Origin of the sequence: Streptosporangium sp. NPDC000396, assembly GCF_042898655.1 — a bacterium.
Lineage (GTDB): Bacteria > Actinomycetota > Actinomycetes > Streptosporangiales > Streptosporangiaceae > Streptosporangium.
The window spans coordinates 1-17,379 of sequence record NZ_JBIAZA010000056.1 but is presented as its reverse complement, the minus strand read 5'-3'; the positions used below and the strand labels follow the sequence as shown (position 1 = coordinate 17,379).

Here is a 17,379-nt window from a genome sequence, read left to right as displayed (position 1 = left end):
GGGTCAACCCTTCACTGATCCGGCGAAGCTGAACGAGCCGGCGAGGTACTTGTTCACGGCGACGTAGAGCACCACGGCCGGGGCTGTGTAGATGATGGAGAAGGCGGCCAGCTCGCCGTAGGCGACCTGGCCGTACTGGGAGAAGAACGTGTAGATGGTGACCGCCGCCGGCTGCTTCTCGGGTGTGTCGAGCAGTACGAAGGGGACGAAGAAGTTCCCCCATTGGCCGACGAAGACGAAGATCGCGACGACGGCGACCCCCGGGGCCATCAGCGGGGCCACGACACGGGCCAGCGACTGCACCCATCCCGCGCCGTCGACCCAGGCGGCCTCTTCCAAGCTCACCGGCACGCCGTCCATGAAGTTCTTCATCATCCAGATCGAGAACGGCAGCGAGCTCGCCGTCAGGAACAGCACCATCGCTGGGACCGACCCGTACAGGTTGAATCGGAAGAACATCGCGTACACCGGCACCATCACGGCCGTGACCGGCAGCCCCGTCGTGAACAGCAGGGTCAGCAAGAAGTGGCGCTTGAAGCGCAGCTTGTACCGGGAGAGCGGATAGGCCGCCAGCCCGGACACGACGACGGTGAGGATCGCGGTGGCGCCGGAGATGACGATGGAGTTGAGCACCGGACGGTAGACGGTCTCCCAGTTGAGCACCGCCGCGAAATTGCTGAACGAGAAGTCCAAGGTGGGTTTGGCGGTCAGGCTCGCGCCGGGCTGCACCGAGGCGAGCACCACCCACAGGAACGGGCCGAGGAACGCCAGCGTGATCAGCGCGAGCGAGACGAGCGCCGCGACCCGGGCGGCCGCGCGGGTCATGCGCACTCCCCCCTTCGGACGGCGGCTTCCCTCATCGGGACGGCCAGCAGGTCCATCAGGCCTCCACCTTGATCAGCCGTAGGTAGACCAGGGAGAATGCCGCGCCGATGACGAGCATCACCAGGGCCATCGCGCTGCCGTACCCGATCTCGAAGTAGCGGAACGCCTGCTCGTACATGTAAAGGGGTGTGGTCTGGCTGGCCGTGCCGGGGCCGCCGCCGGTGAGGGCGTAGATGAGGCCGAAACTCGCCAGCGTCTGCAGGGTGATGAGCATGAGGTTCGACAGGATGGAGCGGCGGATCAGCGGCAGCGTCACGTTGACGAACCGCCGCCAGGTGCTCGCCCCGTCGACCGACGCCGCCTCCAGCAGGTCGCCGGGGACATCCGAGAGCGCCGCCGAGTAGACGAGCATCGAGAAGGCCGTGCCGCGCCAGATGTTGGCCAGGATGATCGCGACCATGGGCGCGCTGTACAGCCATTCCTGGGACAGCCCGAACACCCCGAGGAACTCGTTCAGCGTGCCCTCCTCGGAGAGGAACGAGAACCAGCACGCCGCCGCGACCACCTCGGGCACCACCCACGCGGCGATCACCACGCCGTTCACCACGCTCCTGATCGCCCGGCCCCGCCCGCGCTGGAGCAGCGCGATGATCAAGCCGAGGGTGTTCTGCCCGACGACCGCCGAGCCGATCACGAAGACGAACGTCAGGAGGAAGGAGTGGCGGAAGTCCTCGTCGCCGAACATCTTCATGAAGTTCGCCAACCCGATGAACCTGGAGTTCACCGAAGCGGAGCCGGTCAGCGTCTCGTTGGTGAAGGCGATGTAGACGCTCCACAGGATCGGCCCGGCCATGAAGATCACGAGCAGGACCAGCGCGGGCAGGAGCGGCAGCAGCCGCCGCAGCGCCGAGCCGGGCCGCCGGCGTGACTCCCCCTGCTGGGGAAGCCGCGCCGAACTCGATGCCGGGGTCATGGTGGTGACCGTCATGAGCCGGAGACGACCTTGTCAGGGCCGCCCACGACGGCCGGAAGCGTCTCGGCGTACTCCTTGGCCGCCTGTTCGGGGGCCTTGGAGCCGGAGGTCACGGCCTCCATGGCCTTCTGCACCTCGGCGGAGACCTTCGGATAGACCTCGTAGGCCGGGCGGTAGTGCGTCACCGAGGCGAGGTCGGTCCAGAACTTCACGCTGGGGTTGCTGCCGGAGTATTTCGGATCGGCGGCGACGTCCTTGCGCGGGGCCAGGTCACCGGAACCGATGGAGTACAGCAGAGTGTTGTCCTTGTTGGTCGCCAGGGCGATGAAGTCGAAGGCGTCCTTCTTGTCCTCGGCGTAGGCGCTCATCGCCATGGCCCAGCCGCCGGACAAGCTGACCGCGCCCGGCGCCTCGCCGTTCTGGGTGGGCATGGGAGTCCAGCCCACCTTCTCGGTCCACTGTGCCCAGGGCTTGGTGCTGGACATCCAGGCGCCTGCCAACCAGTTGCCGTCGAGGGCGATGCCGAGCTTGCCGCTCGGGAACCATTCCAGGCTGACCTTGTCACCGAGCTTGGGGTTGAACGCGTCGGCCTTCTTCGGGCCGAGGTCCTCGCGGTAGATCGTGTTGACGAAGCCGAGCGAGTCGGTGATGCCCTTGCTGGAGGCCACCCACTTCTTCTGCGCGTCGTCGTACAGCGTGCCGCCAGGCGTGCCGTACAGCAGCATCTCGAAGCCCTGCATCGTGGCGGCCTCGCCGAGCGGTTTGGTGGAGTACATGTTGAAGGGGATGACGTCGGGGACCTTCTGCTTGATGGCGCGAGCGGCGGCGAGCACGTCGGCCCAGGTCTTGGGCTGCCACGGCACCGTGAGGCCGGCCTTGGCGAAGATGTCCTTGCTGTACCACAGGCCGCGGGTGTCGGTGCTGATGGGGACGCCGTAGGTCTTGCCGTCGAGGCCCCTGGCGGCATGCTTCACCGAGTCGGGGTACTGGGCGGTCCAGTCGGGCCAGCTCTTGAGGTAGTCGTCGAGGGGGGCGAGCTTGCCGGCGGCGACGTCGGCGTTGACCTGGAAGGTGTCGTGGAGGTAAACCTCGGGGGCCGAGTCGGGTGAGCGGTTGAGCAGGGCGAGCTTGGTGTAGTAGTCCTCAGTGGTGCCCTGGACCGCCGTAAGCTTGATGGTCAGGCCCTTGTGCGCGGCCTCGAACTGTGTCTTGGCCTTCTTGAGCATGTTCTGAAGGTGTGGCCGCGCGGGGTCCAGCCCGTAGAGCACCTCGATCTCCTTGCCGCCGCCGTCCGTGCCGGCCGCGCCGCCGCCGCACGCGCCGGTCGTGGCGGCGACCGCGATCACCAGCGCCGAGGCCACCATTGCTCGTCTCATCGAGGCTCCTTCTCTGGTCCTTCGCAGCACGGCCCCGACCTCCGCGCCGGACTGACCCGTCGGCCTGTCGCGGCCGTGTCGCTTTGGTGACGAGAACTTAAGTCTTTTTGATTTACTAAGTCAACGGTCTATGGGATATTCGTCGTGACCGTGAAGGGCGCCAGGTGGAGGCACAGATGCAGGTCGGCACGAATCTGCCGAAGGTCGGCACGTTCAACCGTGCCGTCGTACTGGAGGCGATCCAGGTGTCGGACGGCATCAGCCGCGTCCAGATCGCCAAGCGCACCGGACTCACCGCCCAGACCGTCTCCGTCATCGTGCGCAAGCTGCTGGAGGAAGGGCTCGTCGTCGAGGACGGCTCGCTTCCCTCCAGCGGCGGCAAGCCCCGCACGATCCTGCGGGTCTCCCCCGCCGCCGGGTACGCCGTCGGCATCCACTTCGACCCCGGGGAGGTCTCCTACGTCCTCGCCGACCTCGCCGGGGAACCGGTCGCCAAGCTCCACACCGGTCTCCGCCCAGGCCTCGCCCCTGAGGCGGTGATCCGGCAGATGGCCGCCACGGCGCGGCGCATGCTGGAAGACGCCGGGGTGCCCGACGGCAAGGTGCTCGGCATCGGCCTCGCCTGCCCCGGACCGCTCGACGCCGAGGGCGTGATAAACAACCCGCCGCGCCTGCCCGGCTGGGACCAGGTACCCATCAAGAGCCTTCTCGAAGAGCACATCGGCTTCCCGGTGACCTTCGACAACGACGCCGCGGCCGCCGCGATAGGAGAGCGCTGGGCCGGCCTGGCCCGCGCCACGCCGAGCTTCGCCTACCTCTACCTGGGCACGGGCATCGGCGGCGGGCTGTTCCTCGACAACCAGATCTACCGAGGCCGCTCTCTCAACGCGGCCGAGTTCGGCCACATCACCGTCGTGCCCGACGGGCCCGAGTGCTACTGCGGCAACCGGGGCTGCGTCGAAGCGATCTGCTGCCCCAGCGCCATAGAAACCACCTTCCGCAGCCGCCTGACCGCCCTCGCCACCACCGGCACCACCCCGCCGTCCCCGGACGTCCCCTCAGACGGTGCGCACCCGTCCCCGGACACCCCCATCGCCTCAGGCGGTGCGGGCCCGTCTGCGAGCGCCCTTCTTGCTGGAACCGGCACGCCGTCCTCCCCGGCGGTCGTGACGACGCTGCCGCCCGGCGCCGACCACGCCGCCATCTGCGCGGCGGCCACGGCGGGCGACCCGCTCGCCGGGGAGGTCATCGGCGAGGCGGCCGCACGGCTGGCCGACGCCGCCGTGAGCATCGTCAACATGCTCGACATCGACCTGCTGGTGCTCGGGGGGCCCGCGATGCACGAGGCCGCGACCATCTACCGGCAGGTGATCGCCGACGCCGTCGCCACCCGTGCCGTGACCCGCCGGCTCCACAAGGTGCAGGTCGAGATCTCCCCCATCGCCGCCGACGCCGCCGCGATCGGAGCCGCCTCCCTGGTCTTCCACGCCACTTACGCCCCCCGCCTGGGCACACTCCTCACTTCCTGAGATGCTGATCACTGGTCCGGCTCCCGCCGCTTCCCGGCTCGACCCGCCTCTCTCGAAAGACCCGTGCTCCCCTACCATCGGCCCGGCCCATCACCTTCCCGCGACGAGGAGACCATGACCCCGTACGTGCTCGCCGCCGACATCGGCGGCACCAAGCTGGCCGCAGCCATGATCGACAAGGACGGCGCGGTCATCCGGCGCAAGGAGGTGCCCACCCCGGTCGCACCCGCCGGCCGGGCGGAGGTGGTCAGCGCGGCGCTGACGGGCCTGCTGAAGGAGATCGCGGGAGACGCCCCGCCGCTCGCGGTCAGCGTCGCCTCGGCCGGGCCGCTCGACCTGCTCGCCGGCACGGTGAGCCCCGTGAACATCCCCGCCTGGCGCGGGTTCCCGATCCTCGCCCACGTGGCCGAGATCGTTCCGGGGGTGCCCTCCCGCCTGGTGGGAGACGCGGTGGCGGCGGCGGCCGGAGAGCACTGGCGCGGCGCCGGCCGCGGCAGCGCCACCATGCTCGGCATCGTCGTCTCCACCGGCATCGGCGGCGGGCTCGTCCTTGACGGGGTCCCCTTCGCCGGGCCCACCGGAAACGCCGGGCACATCGGGCACATCTCGGTCGACCCCGCCGGCTCGCCCTGCCCGTGCGGAGGCATCGGCTGCGTCGAGACGATCTCCAGCGGGCCCTCGATGGTCCGCTGGGCGTGCGAGCAGGGCTGGAACGGGCTTGACGCGCGACAGCTGGCCGAGGCGGCACGTGACGGCGAGACGGTCCCCCTGGCGGCGTTCGAGCGTGCGGCCGACGCCTTGGCGCGCGGCATCGTCTCGGTGGCCACGATCTGCGACCTGGACCAGGTCGTGATCGGCGGCGGGGTGGCCGGGGCGGGCGAGGTGCTGTTCGCCCCGCTGCGCCGCGCCGTCGCCGGACACGCCAAGCTGGGCTACGTCCGCCGCATACAGGTCACCCCCGCCGCCCTCGGCCGCGACGGCGGCCTGGTCGGCGCCGCCCGCATGGTCCTACTCCCCTGACCGCCCCACCCGGCTGGGCTCAGCGCTTGGCCACGAAGACGTGCACGGCGGTCTGCGTGGGGAGTTCGGTGGCCTCCCCGCCGCTGCCGACCATCACGCCGCCGGGCGACGACGTCACGGGTGCTCTTCTGGCCGAGCTCCTCCAGGCCCGGGATCGGGTTGCCGTAGGGCGACTCCGTCGGGTGCCGCAGCAGCTCCAGGACGCGGCGTTCGACGGCCTCGCTCATCACGTGCTCCCAGCCTTCCTCCTCGAGCTCCAGGATGGTGCGGAGATACATCTCCGTGGTGTCGATGAGTCCGGTCATGCTGCTCGTCAGGCGGGGGTTTCGGCGGTGGCGGTCAGGACCGCACGGCCGAGGATGTGGCCGGCGATGGTGAAGCCGAGGTAGGCAGGGGTGGCCTCGGCCGGGACGCCGATGGTCTCGACGTCGAGGGCGTGCACCACGATGAAGTAGCGGTGCGGGCCGTGCCCTGCCGGCGGGGCCGCGCCGATGAAGCGCGCCACGCGGGCGTCGTTGGGCAGTTGGTAGGCGCCCTCGGGAAGGCCCGAGCCGGTCTCGTCGCCCGCACCCTCGGGCAGCTCGGTGACGGTGGCGGGGAGGTCGGCCACGGCCCAGTGCCAGAACCCGGAGCCGGTCGGCGCGTCCGGGTCGTACACCGTCACGGCATAGCTCTTCGTCCCCTCGGGGGCGCCGCTCCATGACAGCTGCGGAGAGACGTCCTTGCCGCCCGGGACGCCGCCGGACATCTGCTCAGCGGGCCAGGGGGCACCGTCGCTCAGCGTGGTGCTGGTGACGATGAAGGAGGGCACCTCGGGGAGACGGGCAAAGGGGTCATTGGCGCTCATCGCATGTTCCTCTACAGAGATGGTGGGTCAGTCAACATGCCGGCCCGCGGCAATCGCTCGTTGCGGGAGACGTCTCACGGTGACGGCAGGCGGCCGCAACGGCGCCATCGAGGACACCGTCCGGACATCATCGACAATAACACGAATAATCGATTATTTGATGAATCGTCTATGATGTGGACATGACACAGACAGCCGACACATCGACGAAGCAGATGCTCTCCGAGCGTGTTCACGCCCGGCTTCGTGAAGCGATCATGAGTGGTGAGTACGTCCCGAACGAAGCACTCAAGCCGCAGGAGCTCGCCCAGCAGCACCAGGTCAGCCTGGCGGTCGTCCGCGAGGCCCTGGTACGGCTGGTCGGCGAGGGCGTCGCGGTGCGGCTGCCCAACCGCGGCTTCGCGGTCCCAGGCTTCTCCGATCGGCGCTGGCAGGAGATCGCCGAGGCACGCCGCACGATCGAACCGGTCATGCTGCGCCTGGCGATCGAGCGCGGCGACGTCGATTGGGAAGCACGGGTGCGCGCGGCCCACCACCGGCTGGTCCGCACCCCGGTGTACGCACCGGAGGAGGGCGCGTACTACAGCAGCGCGTGGTCCGAAGCCCACCGCGTCTTCCACCGGACACTGCTGGAGGGATGCGGCAACCCTGTGCTGCTGGACACCTTCGACAGACTGTGGACGGCCAGCGAACTGGCCCGACGCTGGTCGGCCCAACGCACACCCGACCGCGACGGCACCGCCGAACACCGCCGCCTGGAGGAGGCGACCCTGGCCCGCGACGCCGACACCGCCGCCGAAGTACTGGCCAAGCACCTGACTCTGACCGTCGCCGGCCTGACCTCCTGCTCCTACGACGAACAGGGAGAAGGATTCTGACGCCTACCGTCGTACGGCGCCGCCCAATGCGTTGGACGATCTCCGGAAGCGAAAACGAAGTGCTGGTCGTCGAAGCGGAGCCGTCGCTACACGGGAGCCCTGGGATTCCAGCACTTGGGTGTAGGCGGGTGCGTCTGGCGTCATCGAGAGAACTTGGCGACGGCTGCCGGGGTGACCGGGGTGAAGAAGTTGACGAGGTTGCCGTCGGGGTCGCGGAACAGCAGCGACCGGTTGCCCCAGGGCATCGTGGTGGGCTCGGTGACGAAGTCGGTGATGAAGCCGGTCAGGTTCTGGTACACGCGGTCCACGTCGTCGACCAGGAATTCGATGATCACGCTGTGGTTGTCGGCCGGGCGGGAAGACCCCGGAGCGAACAGCGGGACAGTGCGGGTGCTGGCGATCGCCAGAGTGGCGCCGGGGGTCTTGAGCTCGGCAAAGTCTTCAGTGGACCAGACCGCCTGCACCTCGGTGGCCTTCTCGTAGAACTCGACAAGGCGTGCGACGTCACCGGTGATGATGCGGATCGAAACGAAGTCCATGGCGTTCCTCCTAGGCTCGTGGGGCTTTGCTCTTCGCACGCTAGACCTAATAGTGGACAGAATCGGTCCACTATTGTCTGTAGGCTCATGATCATGTCTCGCCCCACCGGCCGCGTGCTTACTCTCCTGGAACTGCTGCAGTCAGGAGGCACCCGGACGATCGCCGAACTCGCCGACCGGATCGGCGTCGACGGCCGCACCGTGCGACGGTATGTCGACCAGCTGATCGACCTCGACGTGCCTGTCGAGGCAGTGCGCGGCCGCTACGGCGGGTACCGCCTCGCCCGCGGCTACCGGCTGCCGCCGCTCATGCTCAACGATGACGAGGCGCTCGCCGTACTGCTTGGTCTGATCGCCGGTCAGCGTACGGGGTTGGCGGCGGACACCGCGAGCGAGACGGCAGCGGCCAAGATCCGGCGGGTGCTACCCGAACGTCTCGCCCGCAGGCTCGACACGGTCCAGCAATCCCTCGCCTTCACCAAGCCGTCCGGCGAGTCCGCCACCCCGGACACCGGGACCTTGCTCACCATCGCCGATGCGGTACGCCACCGCCGCCCCGTCGCGATCAGGTACACCGATCGCGACGGTCGGCGCAGCGACCGCACCCTGCACCCCTACGGGATCGTCAGCCATTCGGGCCGCTGGTACGTCACCGGTGTGGACCCCGAGATCGGCGAGAACCGGACCTTCCGCCTCGACCGCATCAATGACGCCAGAGCCCTGCCCGGCTCCTTCGAGAAACCTGCCGGACCGGACCCGGCACAGCGCGTCCTGTCAGGGTTCGCCACAGCGTCCTATCGGCACGAGGTGACTTTGCGGATCCACGGGACGGTCAAGCAGATCCGCGCCCGCCTTCCTGCTGGCGTCGCGAGCGTGGAGGAGTCCGCGCCCACCGCAGGAGAGGATCTAGCAACCGAGCGTTGGCACCACGTCGAACTACGGGCCGAACGGCTTGACTGGTTGCCTGCGGTGCTTGCCTCACTCGATCGGCCATTCGTCATCGAGCGCCCCGACGAACTACGCGACCTCGTCATCGCGCTCGCCGACCGCCTCACGTCCTACGCCCGCCAAGCCTGAAAGGCTGGGGTAGGAGGTGTAGGCGTAGCCGGGACGAGTGTCCTCCTCACAGGCGCGGGACGGCTGTCGCCCCGGTCATCCCACTTGGCCTGGAGCTCTACCACGGGACGATCTCGCCGTGGCGATCCAGGAACTGCAGGCCGGGCGCGCCGGCCTGCGCTTCGAGGACGTCGACGACGGCCGGGATGCTCTCCTGGGGGGTGAGGGGCGCGCCGGGTCCGCCGAGCCGAGTCTGGTTGTGGCCGGGGTCGATGAGCAGCTTGGTCTGTCCGTCGTCGGCATGGCGGGTGGCGTAACTGCGCATCAGCTGGTTGAGCGCGGCCTTGCTGGCCTTGTAGAGCTCATAGCCGTCCTCGGTGTTTCGCGAGATGCTGCCCTGCTCAGAGGACATGACCGCGACGGTTCCGCCGGGCGCGACGAGTCCGCGGAGGGCCTCAAGGGTGCGCAGCGGGCTCAACGCGTTGGTGATCATCACCTCGGTGAACATGTCGGCCGAGACCTCGTCGATCGGCAGATCGCCCCGGTCGATTGCAGCGTTGACGAAGAGCAGATCGAGTCGACAGCCTTCCAGGCGCTCGCGCAGAGCGGCTAGCTGCTCGGAGCTTGTCATCTCCAACGATTCGACCTTCAGCCGGCCATTCCAGGCATCGGCATTCGCTTGCAACTCGCCGCCGCTCCGGCGCGTCGTGGCGATGACTCGCCAGCCGCGTCGAGCGAGCTCGTCGGCGAGGACGAGCCCTAGCCCTCGGGAGGCTCCGATGATGAGAGCTTGGCGGTTGGACGTGGCGGACACGTTCACTCCTTCGCGATGGGGAAACTTAGATTAGACGAGTCGTCGCGTCTAGACAATGTCGCGGGGGCTGCTGACGGGTATTGTGTCTCGTATGCCCGCCGCCAGCTCTCAGCCCCGCAGGCCGCGCTCCGGCAACCGGCGCGACGAGGCCGCACGTCTAGCTGTGCTTCATGCCGCGGACGATCTGCTCGTCGAGCACGGCTTCGGCGCTCTGACCGTCGAGGCAATCGCGCGTCGCGCCGGCGTCGCCAAGCAGACGATCTACCGCTGGTGGCCCTCGAAGGTCGAGATCCTCCTCGACACGCTCATCGAAGACAGCAACAAGCGCCTTCCCGTCCCCACGGAGAAGCCTACGGCGGAAAGCATCCGTGGCTACTTGCGCAGCTTCACGCGATTCCTCACCCGCGACCCTGCCGGCAAGGTCCTGCTCGCACTCATCGCCCAGGCACAGCATGATCCCGGCACGGCCAAAAGCTTTCACGAGCGCTATCTCGGTCCACGCCGTGACCAAGAACGCGACATGCTCGCGCGCGCAATCGACGCCGGCGAGATCGCGCCCAGACTCGGGTCCGACGCAACGATCAACGCTCTTGTCGGCCCGATCCTCTACTGCGCCCTGACCGGGTCGAGCATCCCCCGCGACCTGGTGGACACCCTTGTCGAGGACCTGCTCAGGCCCTGCACCGATTGAGGGTTCGCCCAGCATGTCGTAGATCGACGCCGTGCTGTCAGCGTCCAGCTCCGAAGTGCCCCGACTTGCGCGCGAGGGCGCGCCGACCTCGTTCGTGCCGGCCCGGTACGCCGATGGTCGCCAGAGCCTGTCCGGCCTCGGAGACATCCCCCGCGGCTCTGAGCACGGTGATGCGTCCCTCGTGAGGGCGTAGCAATCTGGGTGTTCCCGAGTGGGTGGACAGCAGCGTTTTTCCTGGGATCGGGATGTCCAGGGCCGAGCCGGTGAGGTTGAGCGTGATCAGCATTTCTTCGTCGGGATGGCTGCGCCGGTAGGCGAGCACACCATCGGGGGCGGGCGCAGGATGGTACGACCCGTCCCTCAGCGCGGCGTGTCCGCGGCGTAGTCCCAGCAGGGCGCGGGTGAGGTTGAGGATCGAGCCGGGATCGGCCGCCTGGGCGGCGACGTTGACGGATGGGTCGCCCAGCGGCAGCCATGGCTGGGTTTCGGGCGGGCTGAATCCGGCGTTGGGCGCTGAGGTCCAGGGCATCGGGGTGCGGGCCGGGTCCCGGCCCTCCCAGGGGTCGCGTGCCTGGTGTGGGGGAATCGGCACGTCGGTCATGCCGAGTTCGTCGCCGTAGTAGAGCACTGGTGTGCCGCGCAGGGTGAACAGCAGCATCAGGGCGATGCGTACCTGGTCGCGGCCGAGCCGGGTGGCGATGCGGGAGATGTCGTGGCTGCCCAGCACCCAGTTGGGCCAGGCGTGCCCGGGCAGCGCGCGGTCGTAGGCGGTGATGAAGGTCTGGAGGTCGTGCGCCCGCCAGGGAGTGAACAGCAGCCAGAAGTTGATCGGCAGGTGCAGCATGTCGTCCTGGCCGTAGTAGCTGACCAGACGGGGAAGCGGGAGCCGGTATTCCACCTCGCCGATCAGCACCCGCCCGGGATAGCCGTCCGTGATGTCGCGCAGTTCCCTGAGTAGTTCCAGGGTGCCCGGCTGGTTGAGCTGGTGGCGGGCCAGCGCGGGTTCGTAGCTGCCGTGCCCGTCGAGTGGCTCGTCCTGGAAGTGTTCGTCTTTCAGCAGGTAGTCCACCATGTCGATGCGGAAGCCGTCGACGCCTCGATCCAACCAGAACAGCATCACCCGGTGCATGGCTCGTCGTACTTCAGGGTGGCGCCAGTTCAGGTCGGGTTGCTCGGGCAGGAACGAGTGCAGGTAGTACTGGCCGGTCCGCGGGTCGAGGGTCCAGGCCGGCCCGCCGGTGACCGCGCGCCAGTTGTTGGGTGGCCCGCCGTCTGCTGGATCGCGCCAGATGTACCAGTCGCGCATGGGGTCGTCTGCGGACGTGCGGGACGCGGCGAACCACGGATGGTCGATGGAGGTGTGATTGGGCACGAAGTCGAGGATCACGCGCAGCCCGTGGCGGTGTGCTTCGGCCAGCAGGTGGTCGAAGTCGGCGAGGGTGCCGAACAGCGGGTCCACATCGGTGTGATCGGTGATGTCATAGCCGAAGTCGCGTTGAGGGGAGCGGTAGAACGGCGATAGCCAGATCGCCTCGACACCGAGCCGGGACAGGTAGTCCAGGTGTGCGGTGATGCCCGGCAGATCGCCTACGCCGTCGCCGTTGCTGTCGGCGAAGGAGCGGGGGTAGATGTGGTAGATCGCGCCATGCTTCCACCAGGTTGCGGTTGTCACAGGACGCCGTACCGCTGGAAGGCATCGGCGAGCGAGCCGCTCTCGGCGGCTGCGGCGCGGAAGGAGTCCTCGGCCGCGCGCTTGTCCGCGACCAGCTCGGCGACGCGGCCGGTGACTTCGGCCGGGATGACCGTGACCCCGTCCAGGTCGCCGATCAGCACGTCGCCCGGCCGAATCAGCACGCCGTCCAGCGTGACGGGCTCGCTGTGCGCGACCACGTCAAGTCTGCCCTTGCTGTCGTAGGGAACCGTCCCCCGGCTGAAGATCGGGAAGGGCCCTCCGGCCAGCGTTGCCGCGTCTCGGACCAGGCCGTCGGTCAGGGCTCCGGCGACGCGGCGCGCGTGGCAGGCGGTGGTGATCAGCTCTCCCCATACGCCCGCCGCGTCGGACCTGCCGGTGGCGAACACGACGATCTCACCCGCTTGGACGTGTTCCATCGCATGCAGCAGTCCTTGGTACGGCACGGCGGGCCGAATCTCGCGGGCCGGCTCGGCACGTAGGCAGAAGGCCGGGCCGAGCAGCGTGTGTGAGGGTGCGAGGGGGACGACGTCCGGGGCCAGGCACTGGTTTCTCAGGTTCAGCTGGTCGAGCGCGTCGGCCGCGAGCGCGCTGGAGACGGTCGAGAACAGCTGGCGGAGGGAGGGTTGTGGCATACCGGGAGTCTGCTGCTTTAATCTCATATATGCAAACAAGTCTGTTGCACTATATGAGACAGGTGTGAGATGTCCAGCTCGTTGGAGCGCGCCCTCGACGCCTTGGAGCTCCTGGCCGAGGGTCGGGAAACGACGTTGGCCGGGCTGGCCAAGCGGCTCGGCGCCTCTCGCGCCACCGTGCACCGACTGCTCGCGGTGCTACAGGAGCGCGGTTATGTCCGGCACATGCCGCAAACGCACGAGTACCGGCTCGGTCCGGCATTGAACGATCTGATGGCGCGCTCGGACTCCGGCTCGCTGATTCCCCTGGCCGTGCCGGTGTTGGCCGAGTTGTCCGGGCTCACCGGTGAGACGATCAACCTCGCGGTGCTGCGGCGCGGGCGCATCGTGTGGGCGGACACCGTGGACGCCGCGCACGCCATCCGGCTGACCACGACGCTGGGTGAGCGGGTGCCTCCGCACGCCACCGCGATTGGCAAGGCCATCCTGGCCGCGTTGCCGGAACGGGAGTGGGGCGCGTTGCTAGGGCAGGAGCCGTACGCGCGGCTGACCCCGTCCACCTGCACCACGCTGGCGGAGCTGCGCCCAGCTCTTGACGATGCACGCGCCTGTGGTTACGCCCTGGACGAAGAGGAGTCCGAAATCGGGGGCATTTGCCTGGCCGCTGCCGTACTCGGCCGCGCCGATCGGCCGATCGGCGCGATCTCGGTGTCGGCGGTGGCGGCCCGCCTGCCCAGGACGCAGTGGCCACAGGTGGGCAAAGCGGTGCACGAGGCTTGCGCGCGACTGTCGATGCAGATCAAGACCAACCAATAAGGAGGACCATTGCGGCTGGCAGGAAAAGTAGCGATCGTCACCGGAGCGGCCGGCGGCGTCGGAGCCGCGACCGCGGCCAGGTTCGCCGCCGAAGGCGCCTCGGTGGCCTGCGTGGACCGACGCGCCGAGGCGGTGGAGGAGCTCGCGCGGCGGATCGGCGCCAACGCATTCGGCATCGCCGCGGACGTGGCATCCCCCTGCGACAACGCGCGGATGGTCGAACAGGCCGTCCGCCGGTTCGGCGGGCTCGACATCCTGCACGCCAACGCGGCGGTGCAGATCATGGGCCGGATCGAGGACACCGGCCCCGAGCAGTGGGACCGGCTGCATTCGGTCAACCTCCGCGGCGTCTACCTCGGCGTACAGGCCGCTCTGCCGGCGCTGCGGGAAAGGGGCGGCGGCTCGATCGTCATCACCGCGTCCCTGCTCGGCATCGTGGGCGACCCGGACATGCCGGCCTACGGCGCGATGAAAGGCGGATTGCGGTCCATGACCCGGGCGCTGGCCACCGCCCACGGGCCTGAGGGCATCCGCGTCAACACCATCTGCCCAGGCGATGTGGAGACCGAGTTGCTCGACGACTTCTTCGCCTTCCAGCCCGATCCCGAGGCCGCACGCGCGCAGCTCGCCGAGCGCTACCCGCTGCGCCGCTTCGCCTCACCCGACGACGTGGCCGCCGCGGCGCTCTTCCTCGCCTCCGATGACGCCGCCTACGTCACCGGCACCGATCTCGTCGTCGACGGCGGCCTGCTGGCCCGGATCTACTGAACCGCGAAGGGAGCCGATCACGTGTCGCTGCGAAGTGCCGCATGGTTCGCGGGTGAGGACCTGCCGGGGTTTCTGCACCGAGCTTCACTGCGCGCCACGGGGCTGTCCCAGGCCGCGCTGTCCGGCCGACCGATCGTCGGCATCGCCAACTCCTGGTCGGAGCTGGTCAGCTGCAACGCGCATTTTCGCGGGCTCGCCGACGCCGTACGGCGGGGCGTGCTCCAGGCGGGCGGCCTGCCGCTGGAGTTCCCGACGATCTCCCTGGGCGAGAACCTCATGAAGCCCACCGCGATGCTGTATCGCAACCTGATGGCCATCGACATCGAGGAAAGCCTGCGCTCTTATCCCTTCGACGCGGTCGTGCTCCTGGGCGGCTGTGACAAGACCATCCCAGCGCAGCTCATGGGCGCCGCCTCGGCCAACGTACCCGCCGTGATGGTGCCCGGCGGCCCTGCCGCACCCGCCGTCTTCCGCGGACGGCGTCTCGGCGTCGGCACCGATCTATGGCGCTACACCGACCGGCTGCGCGCAGGGCAGATGAGCGATGCCGAGTTCGCCGAACTGGAACAGGCGGCCATACCCGGGGTCGGGCACTGCACCGAGATGGGCACCGCGTCCACCATGGCCGCGCTCGCGGAGACCCTCGGCGTTGCACTGCCCGGCTCGGCGGCCATTCCTGCCGGGGACGCACGGCGATACGCCGCAGCGGAAAGTGCCGGCGCTCGTGCGGTGTTCCTCGCGCGCTCCGGACCGCGCCCTCGTCAGATCATCACTCGCGCCGCATTGCTCAACGCGGCCACCGTGCTGACCGCGATCGGCGGATCGACCAACGCGATCGTCCACCTGCTCGCGCTTGCCAGGCGCAGCGGTGCGTCGTTCTCGCTCGACGACCTCGACACCGCCGCGGCGCGTACGCCACTTCTCGTCAACGTCCGGCCCGCGGGCGAGCACCTGTTCGAAGACTTCTTCCGCGCCGGTGGCGTCCCGGCTCTGCTGCGCGAGCTGGAGCCGCTGCTGCACACAGACGCTCTCACCGTGACAGGCCACACGCTGCAGGAGCAGCTTCACGCGCCCGTCTCACCCGACCGCCGCGTGATCGGCACGCTCGACGAACCGTTCAGCGGCCCCGGCGGCCTGGCGGTGCTGCGCGGCAACCTGGCACCTGACGGCGCGGTCATCAAGGCGTCGGCCTCCTCCGGCCGGCTGCTTCGCCATCGCGGGCCCGCGATCGTGTTCGACAGCGTCTCCGACCTGGCCGCACGAATCGACGATCCCGCGCTGCCGGTGACCGCCGATTCGGTACTCGTCCTACGCAACGCGGGTCCCGTCGGCGGGCCGGGCATGCCGGAATGGGGACAGCTCCCGATTCCCGCGAAGCTGCTGCGCGAGGGCGTCACCGACATGGTGCGCATCTCCGACGCCCGGATGAGCGGAACAGCGTATGGGACCGTCGTCCTCCACGTCGCCCCCGAGTCCGCCGTAGGTGGCCCCCTGGCGGCCGTCCGCGATGGCGACCTCATCGACCTCGATGTCCCCGCACGGCGTCTGCACCTGGATGTGGACGACAGTGAGATCAAGCTCAGGCTCCGCGAGGCTCCGCCCCAGACGTTTACCGGCGCGTCCGGCTGGACCCGCCTTTACACCGGGCACGTGCTGCAGGCTGATCAGGGCTGCGATTTCGCCTTCCACGAGCCGGAAACCGACGCGGACACCACCCCTCTGCCAACGGGCCTGCTGAGCGGATGGCACGGCGGCTGGTAATCCGATTTCCGGAGGTTCGGGTGGCGTCGATCGATCGGACGGCGTACCCGAGGCTCACACGAGCCGTGTCGGGGTGTTGGTAAGAACCGTGGCACCGGCCGCCAAATAGTTGATCTTGAATGACGGCGAGACGGTGATGGTTGGGAGTCTGTGCTGGTGTCCCGTTAGGGGATCGCTCACCGGGCGCTTTCGCGGGGGGCGACGACGGTACTGCGCCCCAGGTCGGCGTGTCCCGTAAGCCCCGCCCGATGAAGTGCCCGATGAGCGGGGGTCAAACACTACAGTGGCGCCCATGACCGGTCTCATGATCGGCTACGCCCGCGTCTCCACCGACGAACAAGATCTCACCGCGCAACTGGACGCGCTCGCCGAGCTCGGCGTCAGCGCCGACCGGATCTACGTCGACAAGGGATTGACCGGCACCAACCGCGCCCGGCCCAGGCCCTGGCGGTGTGCCGGGCCGGTGATGAGCTGGTGGTGACGAAGCTGGATCGGCTGGCCCGGTCGGTCGCCGATGCCCACGACATTGCCAAGGAACTGACCGCCCGCGAGGTGAAGCTCAACCTGGGCGGGTCGATCCATGATCCGACCGACCCGATCGGCAAGCTGTTGTTCACCGCGTTGGCGATGGTCGCGGAGTTCGAGGCGGACCTGGCCCGGATGCGGACTCGCGAGGGAATGAAGATTGCCAAGGCCAAGGGACGGCTGCGCGGTAAGAAGCCGAAACTGAACGCGCGGCAGGAGGCGCACCTGGTGGCGCTGCACAAAGCGGGCGAGCACACCAGCGCCGAGCTGGCCGAGCTGTTCGGGGTGGCCCGCTCGACGGTGTACCGGGCGGTCGAGCGGGCGGCGGGGAACAAGACCCCGTCAGGCTGATCGGGGCGGTCAGCCGGCAACCGCCCCGGTGCGGCCCGCTCAGTCGAGCAACTCCAGTTCGTCTTTCGTCTTCGTCGTCGGCGGTGTTGAGGGCCAGGGCCTCGCGCAGCCAGCCCAGCTCGTCCGGATACAGCGCCACGGTGATCCAGCGGCGGGCCGCGACGCCGTCGGGCAGGTCGTCATGGGGTGCCACTCTGGCGACCTCGCGTAATTCACTGTCGTGTATTCCGGTGGAGCGGGGCGGAAGGTGTCACGGTATGTAGTTGGTCGCCGATGGGTCGTGCG

General features: G+C 68.7%; 17 protein-coding genes and 2 pseudogenes. 10 read left to right on the top strand and 9 right to left on the bottom strand.

The window, feature by feature from the left end; translation table 11 throughout:
* Positions 1–3: 3 nt before the first annotated feature.
* Genes ACFY2X_RS45925 through ACFY2X_RS45915 form a run of 3 tightly spaced genes read right to left on the bottom strand, consistent with a single transcriptional unit; the run spans position 4 to position 3,174 of the window.
* Positions 4–825, bottom strand: coding sequence for a carbohydrate ABC transporter permease (locus tag ACFY2X_RS45925; RefSeq protein ID WP_389951388.1), 822 nt, complete (start codon positions 823–825; stop codon positions 4–6).
* A 55-nt stretch (positions 826–880) separates the two neighbouring features.
* Positions 881–1,813 (bottom strand): carbohydrate ABC transporter permease, encoded by a 933-nt coding sequence (locus tag ACFY2X_RS45920; protein WP_389951386.1) that lies wholly within the window; start codon positions 1,811–1,813, stop codon positions 881–883.
* A complete protein-coding gene (locus ACFY2X_RS45915; RefSeq protein ID WP_389951384.1) occupies positions 1,810–3,174 on the bottom strand; it encodes an extracellular solute-binding protein in 1,365 nt (454 codons plus the stop codon). Before ACFY2X_RS45915 ends, ACFY2X_RS45920 begins: the two co-directional genes overlap by 4 nt.
* A gap of 176 nt (positions 3,175–3,350) precedes the next feature.
* Between ACFY2X_RS45915 and ACFY2X_RS45910 the strand changes: the two genes are divergently transcribed.
* Both ACFY2X_RS45910 and ACFY2X_RS45905 read left to right on the top strand, forming a co-directional pair.
* Positions 3,351–4,703, top strand: coding sequence for an ROK family transcriptional regulator (locus ACFY2X_RS45910; protein WP_389951381.1), 1,353 nt, complete (start codon positions 3,351–3,353; stop codon positions 4,701–4,703).
* Between the two features lie 114 nt (positions 4,704–4,817).
* A complete protein-coding gene (locus tag ACFY2X_RS45905; protein ID WP_389951379.1) occupies positions 4,818–5,723 on the top strand; it encodes an ROK family protein in 906 nt (301 codons plus the stop codon).
* Positions 5,724–5,854: 131 nt separating this feature from the next.
* Here ACFY2X_RS45905 and ACFY2X_RS45900 read toward each other — a convergent pair.
* Together ACFY2X_RS45900 and ACFY2X_RS45895 are read right to left on the bottom strand one after the other, a co-directional pair.
* Positions 5,855–6,028 (bottom strand): annotated as a pseudogene (locus tag ACFY2X_RS45900) (iron dependent repressor, metal binding and dimerization domain protein); the annotation flags it as partial.
* Between the two features lie 8 nt (positions 6,029–6,036).
* Entirely contained in the window at positions 6,037–6,570 is a 534-nt protein-coding gene (locus ACFY2X_RS45895) for a YbhB/YbcL family Raf kinase inhibitor-like protein (RefSeq protein WP_389951377.1), read from the bottom strand.
* Between the two features lie 182 nt (positions 6,571–6,752).
* Here ACFY2X_RS45895 and ACFY2X_RS45890 point away from each other — a divergent pair, with 182 nt between their 5' ends.
* Positions 6,753–7,448: a GntR family transcriptional regulator gene (locus ACFY2X_RS45890; protein WP_389951374.1), complete on the top strand. Its 696-nt coding sequence runs from the start codon at positions 6,753–6,755 to the stop codon at positions 7,446–7,448.
* A 140-nt stretch (positions 7,449–7,588) separates the two neighbouring features.
* On the opposite strand, the gene ACFY2X_RS45885 is transcribed toward ACFY2X_RS45890, so the two are convergent.
* On the bottom strand, positions 7,589–7,987 hold the full coding sequence (locus ACFY2X_RS45885; protein WP_389951372.1) for a VOC family protein: 399 nt from the start codon (positions 7,985–7,987) through the stop codon (positions 7,589–7,591).
* Between the two features lie 93 nt (positions 7,988–8,080).
* Between ACFY2X_RS45885 and ACFY2X_RS45880 the strand changes: the two genes are divergently transcribed.
* On the top strand, positions 8,081–9,064 hold the full coding sequence (locus ACFY2X_RS45880; protein WP_389951370.1) for a helix-turn-helix transcriptional regulator: 984 nt from the start codon (positions 8,081–8,083) through the stop codon (positions 9,062–9,064).
* Positions 9,065–9,161: 97 nt separating this feature from the next.
* Here the strand turns inward: ACFY2X_RS45880 and ACFY2X_RS45875 are convergent, their stop codons facing one another.
* On the bottom strand, positions 9,162–9,857 hold the full coding sequence (locus ACFY2X_RS45875) for an SDR family NAD(P)-dependent oxidoreductase (RefSeq protein WP_389951367.1): 696 nt from the start codon (positions 9,855–9,857) through the stop codon (positions 9,162–9,164).
* 91 nt (positions 9,858–9,948) lie between these two features.
* Here ACFY2X_RS45875 and ACFY2X_RS45870 point away from each other — a divergent pair, with 91 nt between their 5' ends.
* Complete coding sequence (locus tag ACFY2X_RS45870; RefSeq protein WP_389951364.1) at positions 9,949–10,548, top strand: TetR/AcrR family transcriptional regulator; 600 nt, start codon at positions 9,949–9,951, stop codon at positions 10,546–10,548.
* 37 nt (positions 10,549–10,585) lie between these two features.
* On the opposite strand, the gene ACFY2X_RS45865 is transcribed toward ACFY2X_RS45870, so the two are convergent.
* The gene (locus tag ACFY2X_RS45865) at positions 10,586–12,220 is read right to left on the bottom strand and encodes an alpha-amylase family glycosyl hydrolase (RefSeq protein WP_389951361.1); all 1,635 of its coding nucleotides are present in this window, start codon (positions 12,218–12,220) and stop codon (positions 10,586–10,588) included.
* Complete coding sequence (locus ACFY2X_RS45860) at positions 12,217–12,873, bottom strand: RraA family protein (RefSeq protein WP_389951359.1); 657 nt, start codon at positions 12,871–12,873, stop codon at positions 12,217–12,219. The genes ACFY2X_RS45865 and ACFY2X_RS45860 overlap by 4 nt, the downstream gene beginning before the upstream one ends.
* 69 nt (positions 12,874–12,942) lie before the next feature.
* On the opposite strand from ACFY2X_RS45860, the gene ACFY2X_RS45855 reads away from it, so the two are divergent.
* The 5 genes and pseudogenes from ACFY2X_RS45855 to ACFY2X_RS45835 all read left to right on the top strand — a co-directional run bounded on the left by ACFY2X_RS45855 (position 12,943) and on the right by ACFY2X_RS45835 (position 17,094).
* A complete protein-coding gene (locus ACFY2X_RS45855; RefSeq protein WP_389951357.1) occupies positions 12,943–13,689 on the top strand; it encodes an IclR family transcriptional regulator in 747 nt (248 codons plus the stop codon).
* A 9-nt stretch (positions 13,690–13,698) separates the two neighbouring features.
* Positions 13,699–14,457 (top strand): SDR family NAD(P)-dependent oxidoreductase, encoded by a 759-nt coding sequence (locus tag ACFY2X_RS45850; protein WP_389951354.1) that lies wholly within the window; start codon positions 13,699–13,701, stop codon positions 14,455–14,457.
* A 21-nt stretch (positions 14,458–14,478) separates the two neighbouring features.
* Positions 14,479–16,218 (top strand): dihydroxy-acid dehydratase, encoded by a 1,740-nt coding sequence (locus ACFY2X_RS45845; protein ID WP_389951351.1) that lies wholly within the window; start codon positions 14,479–14,481, stop codon positions 16,216–16,218.
* A 292-nt stretch (positions 16,219–16,510) separates the two neighbouring features.
* Positions 16,511–16,863, top strand: a pseudogene (locus ACFY2X_RS45840) (recombinase family protein); the annotation flags it as partial.
* The gene (locus ACFY2X_RS45835) at positions 16,846–17,094 is read left to right on the top strand and encodes a helix-turn-helix domain-containing protein (RefSeq protein WP_389951404.1); all 249 of its coding nucleotides are present in this window, start codon (positions 16,846–16,848) and stop codon (positions 17,092–17,094) included. The pseudogene ACFY2X_RS45840 and the gene ACFY2X_RS45835, both read left to right, overlap by 18 nt.
* Positions 17,095–17,379 lie beyond the last annotated feature (285 nt).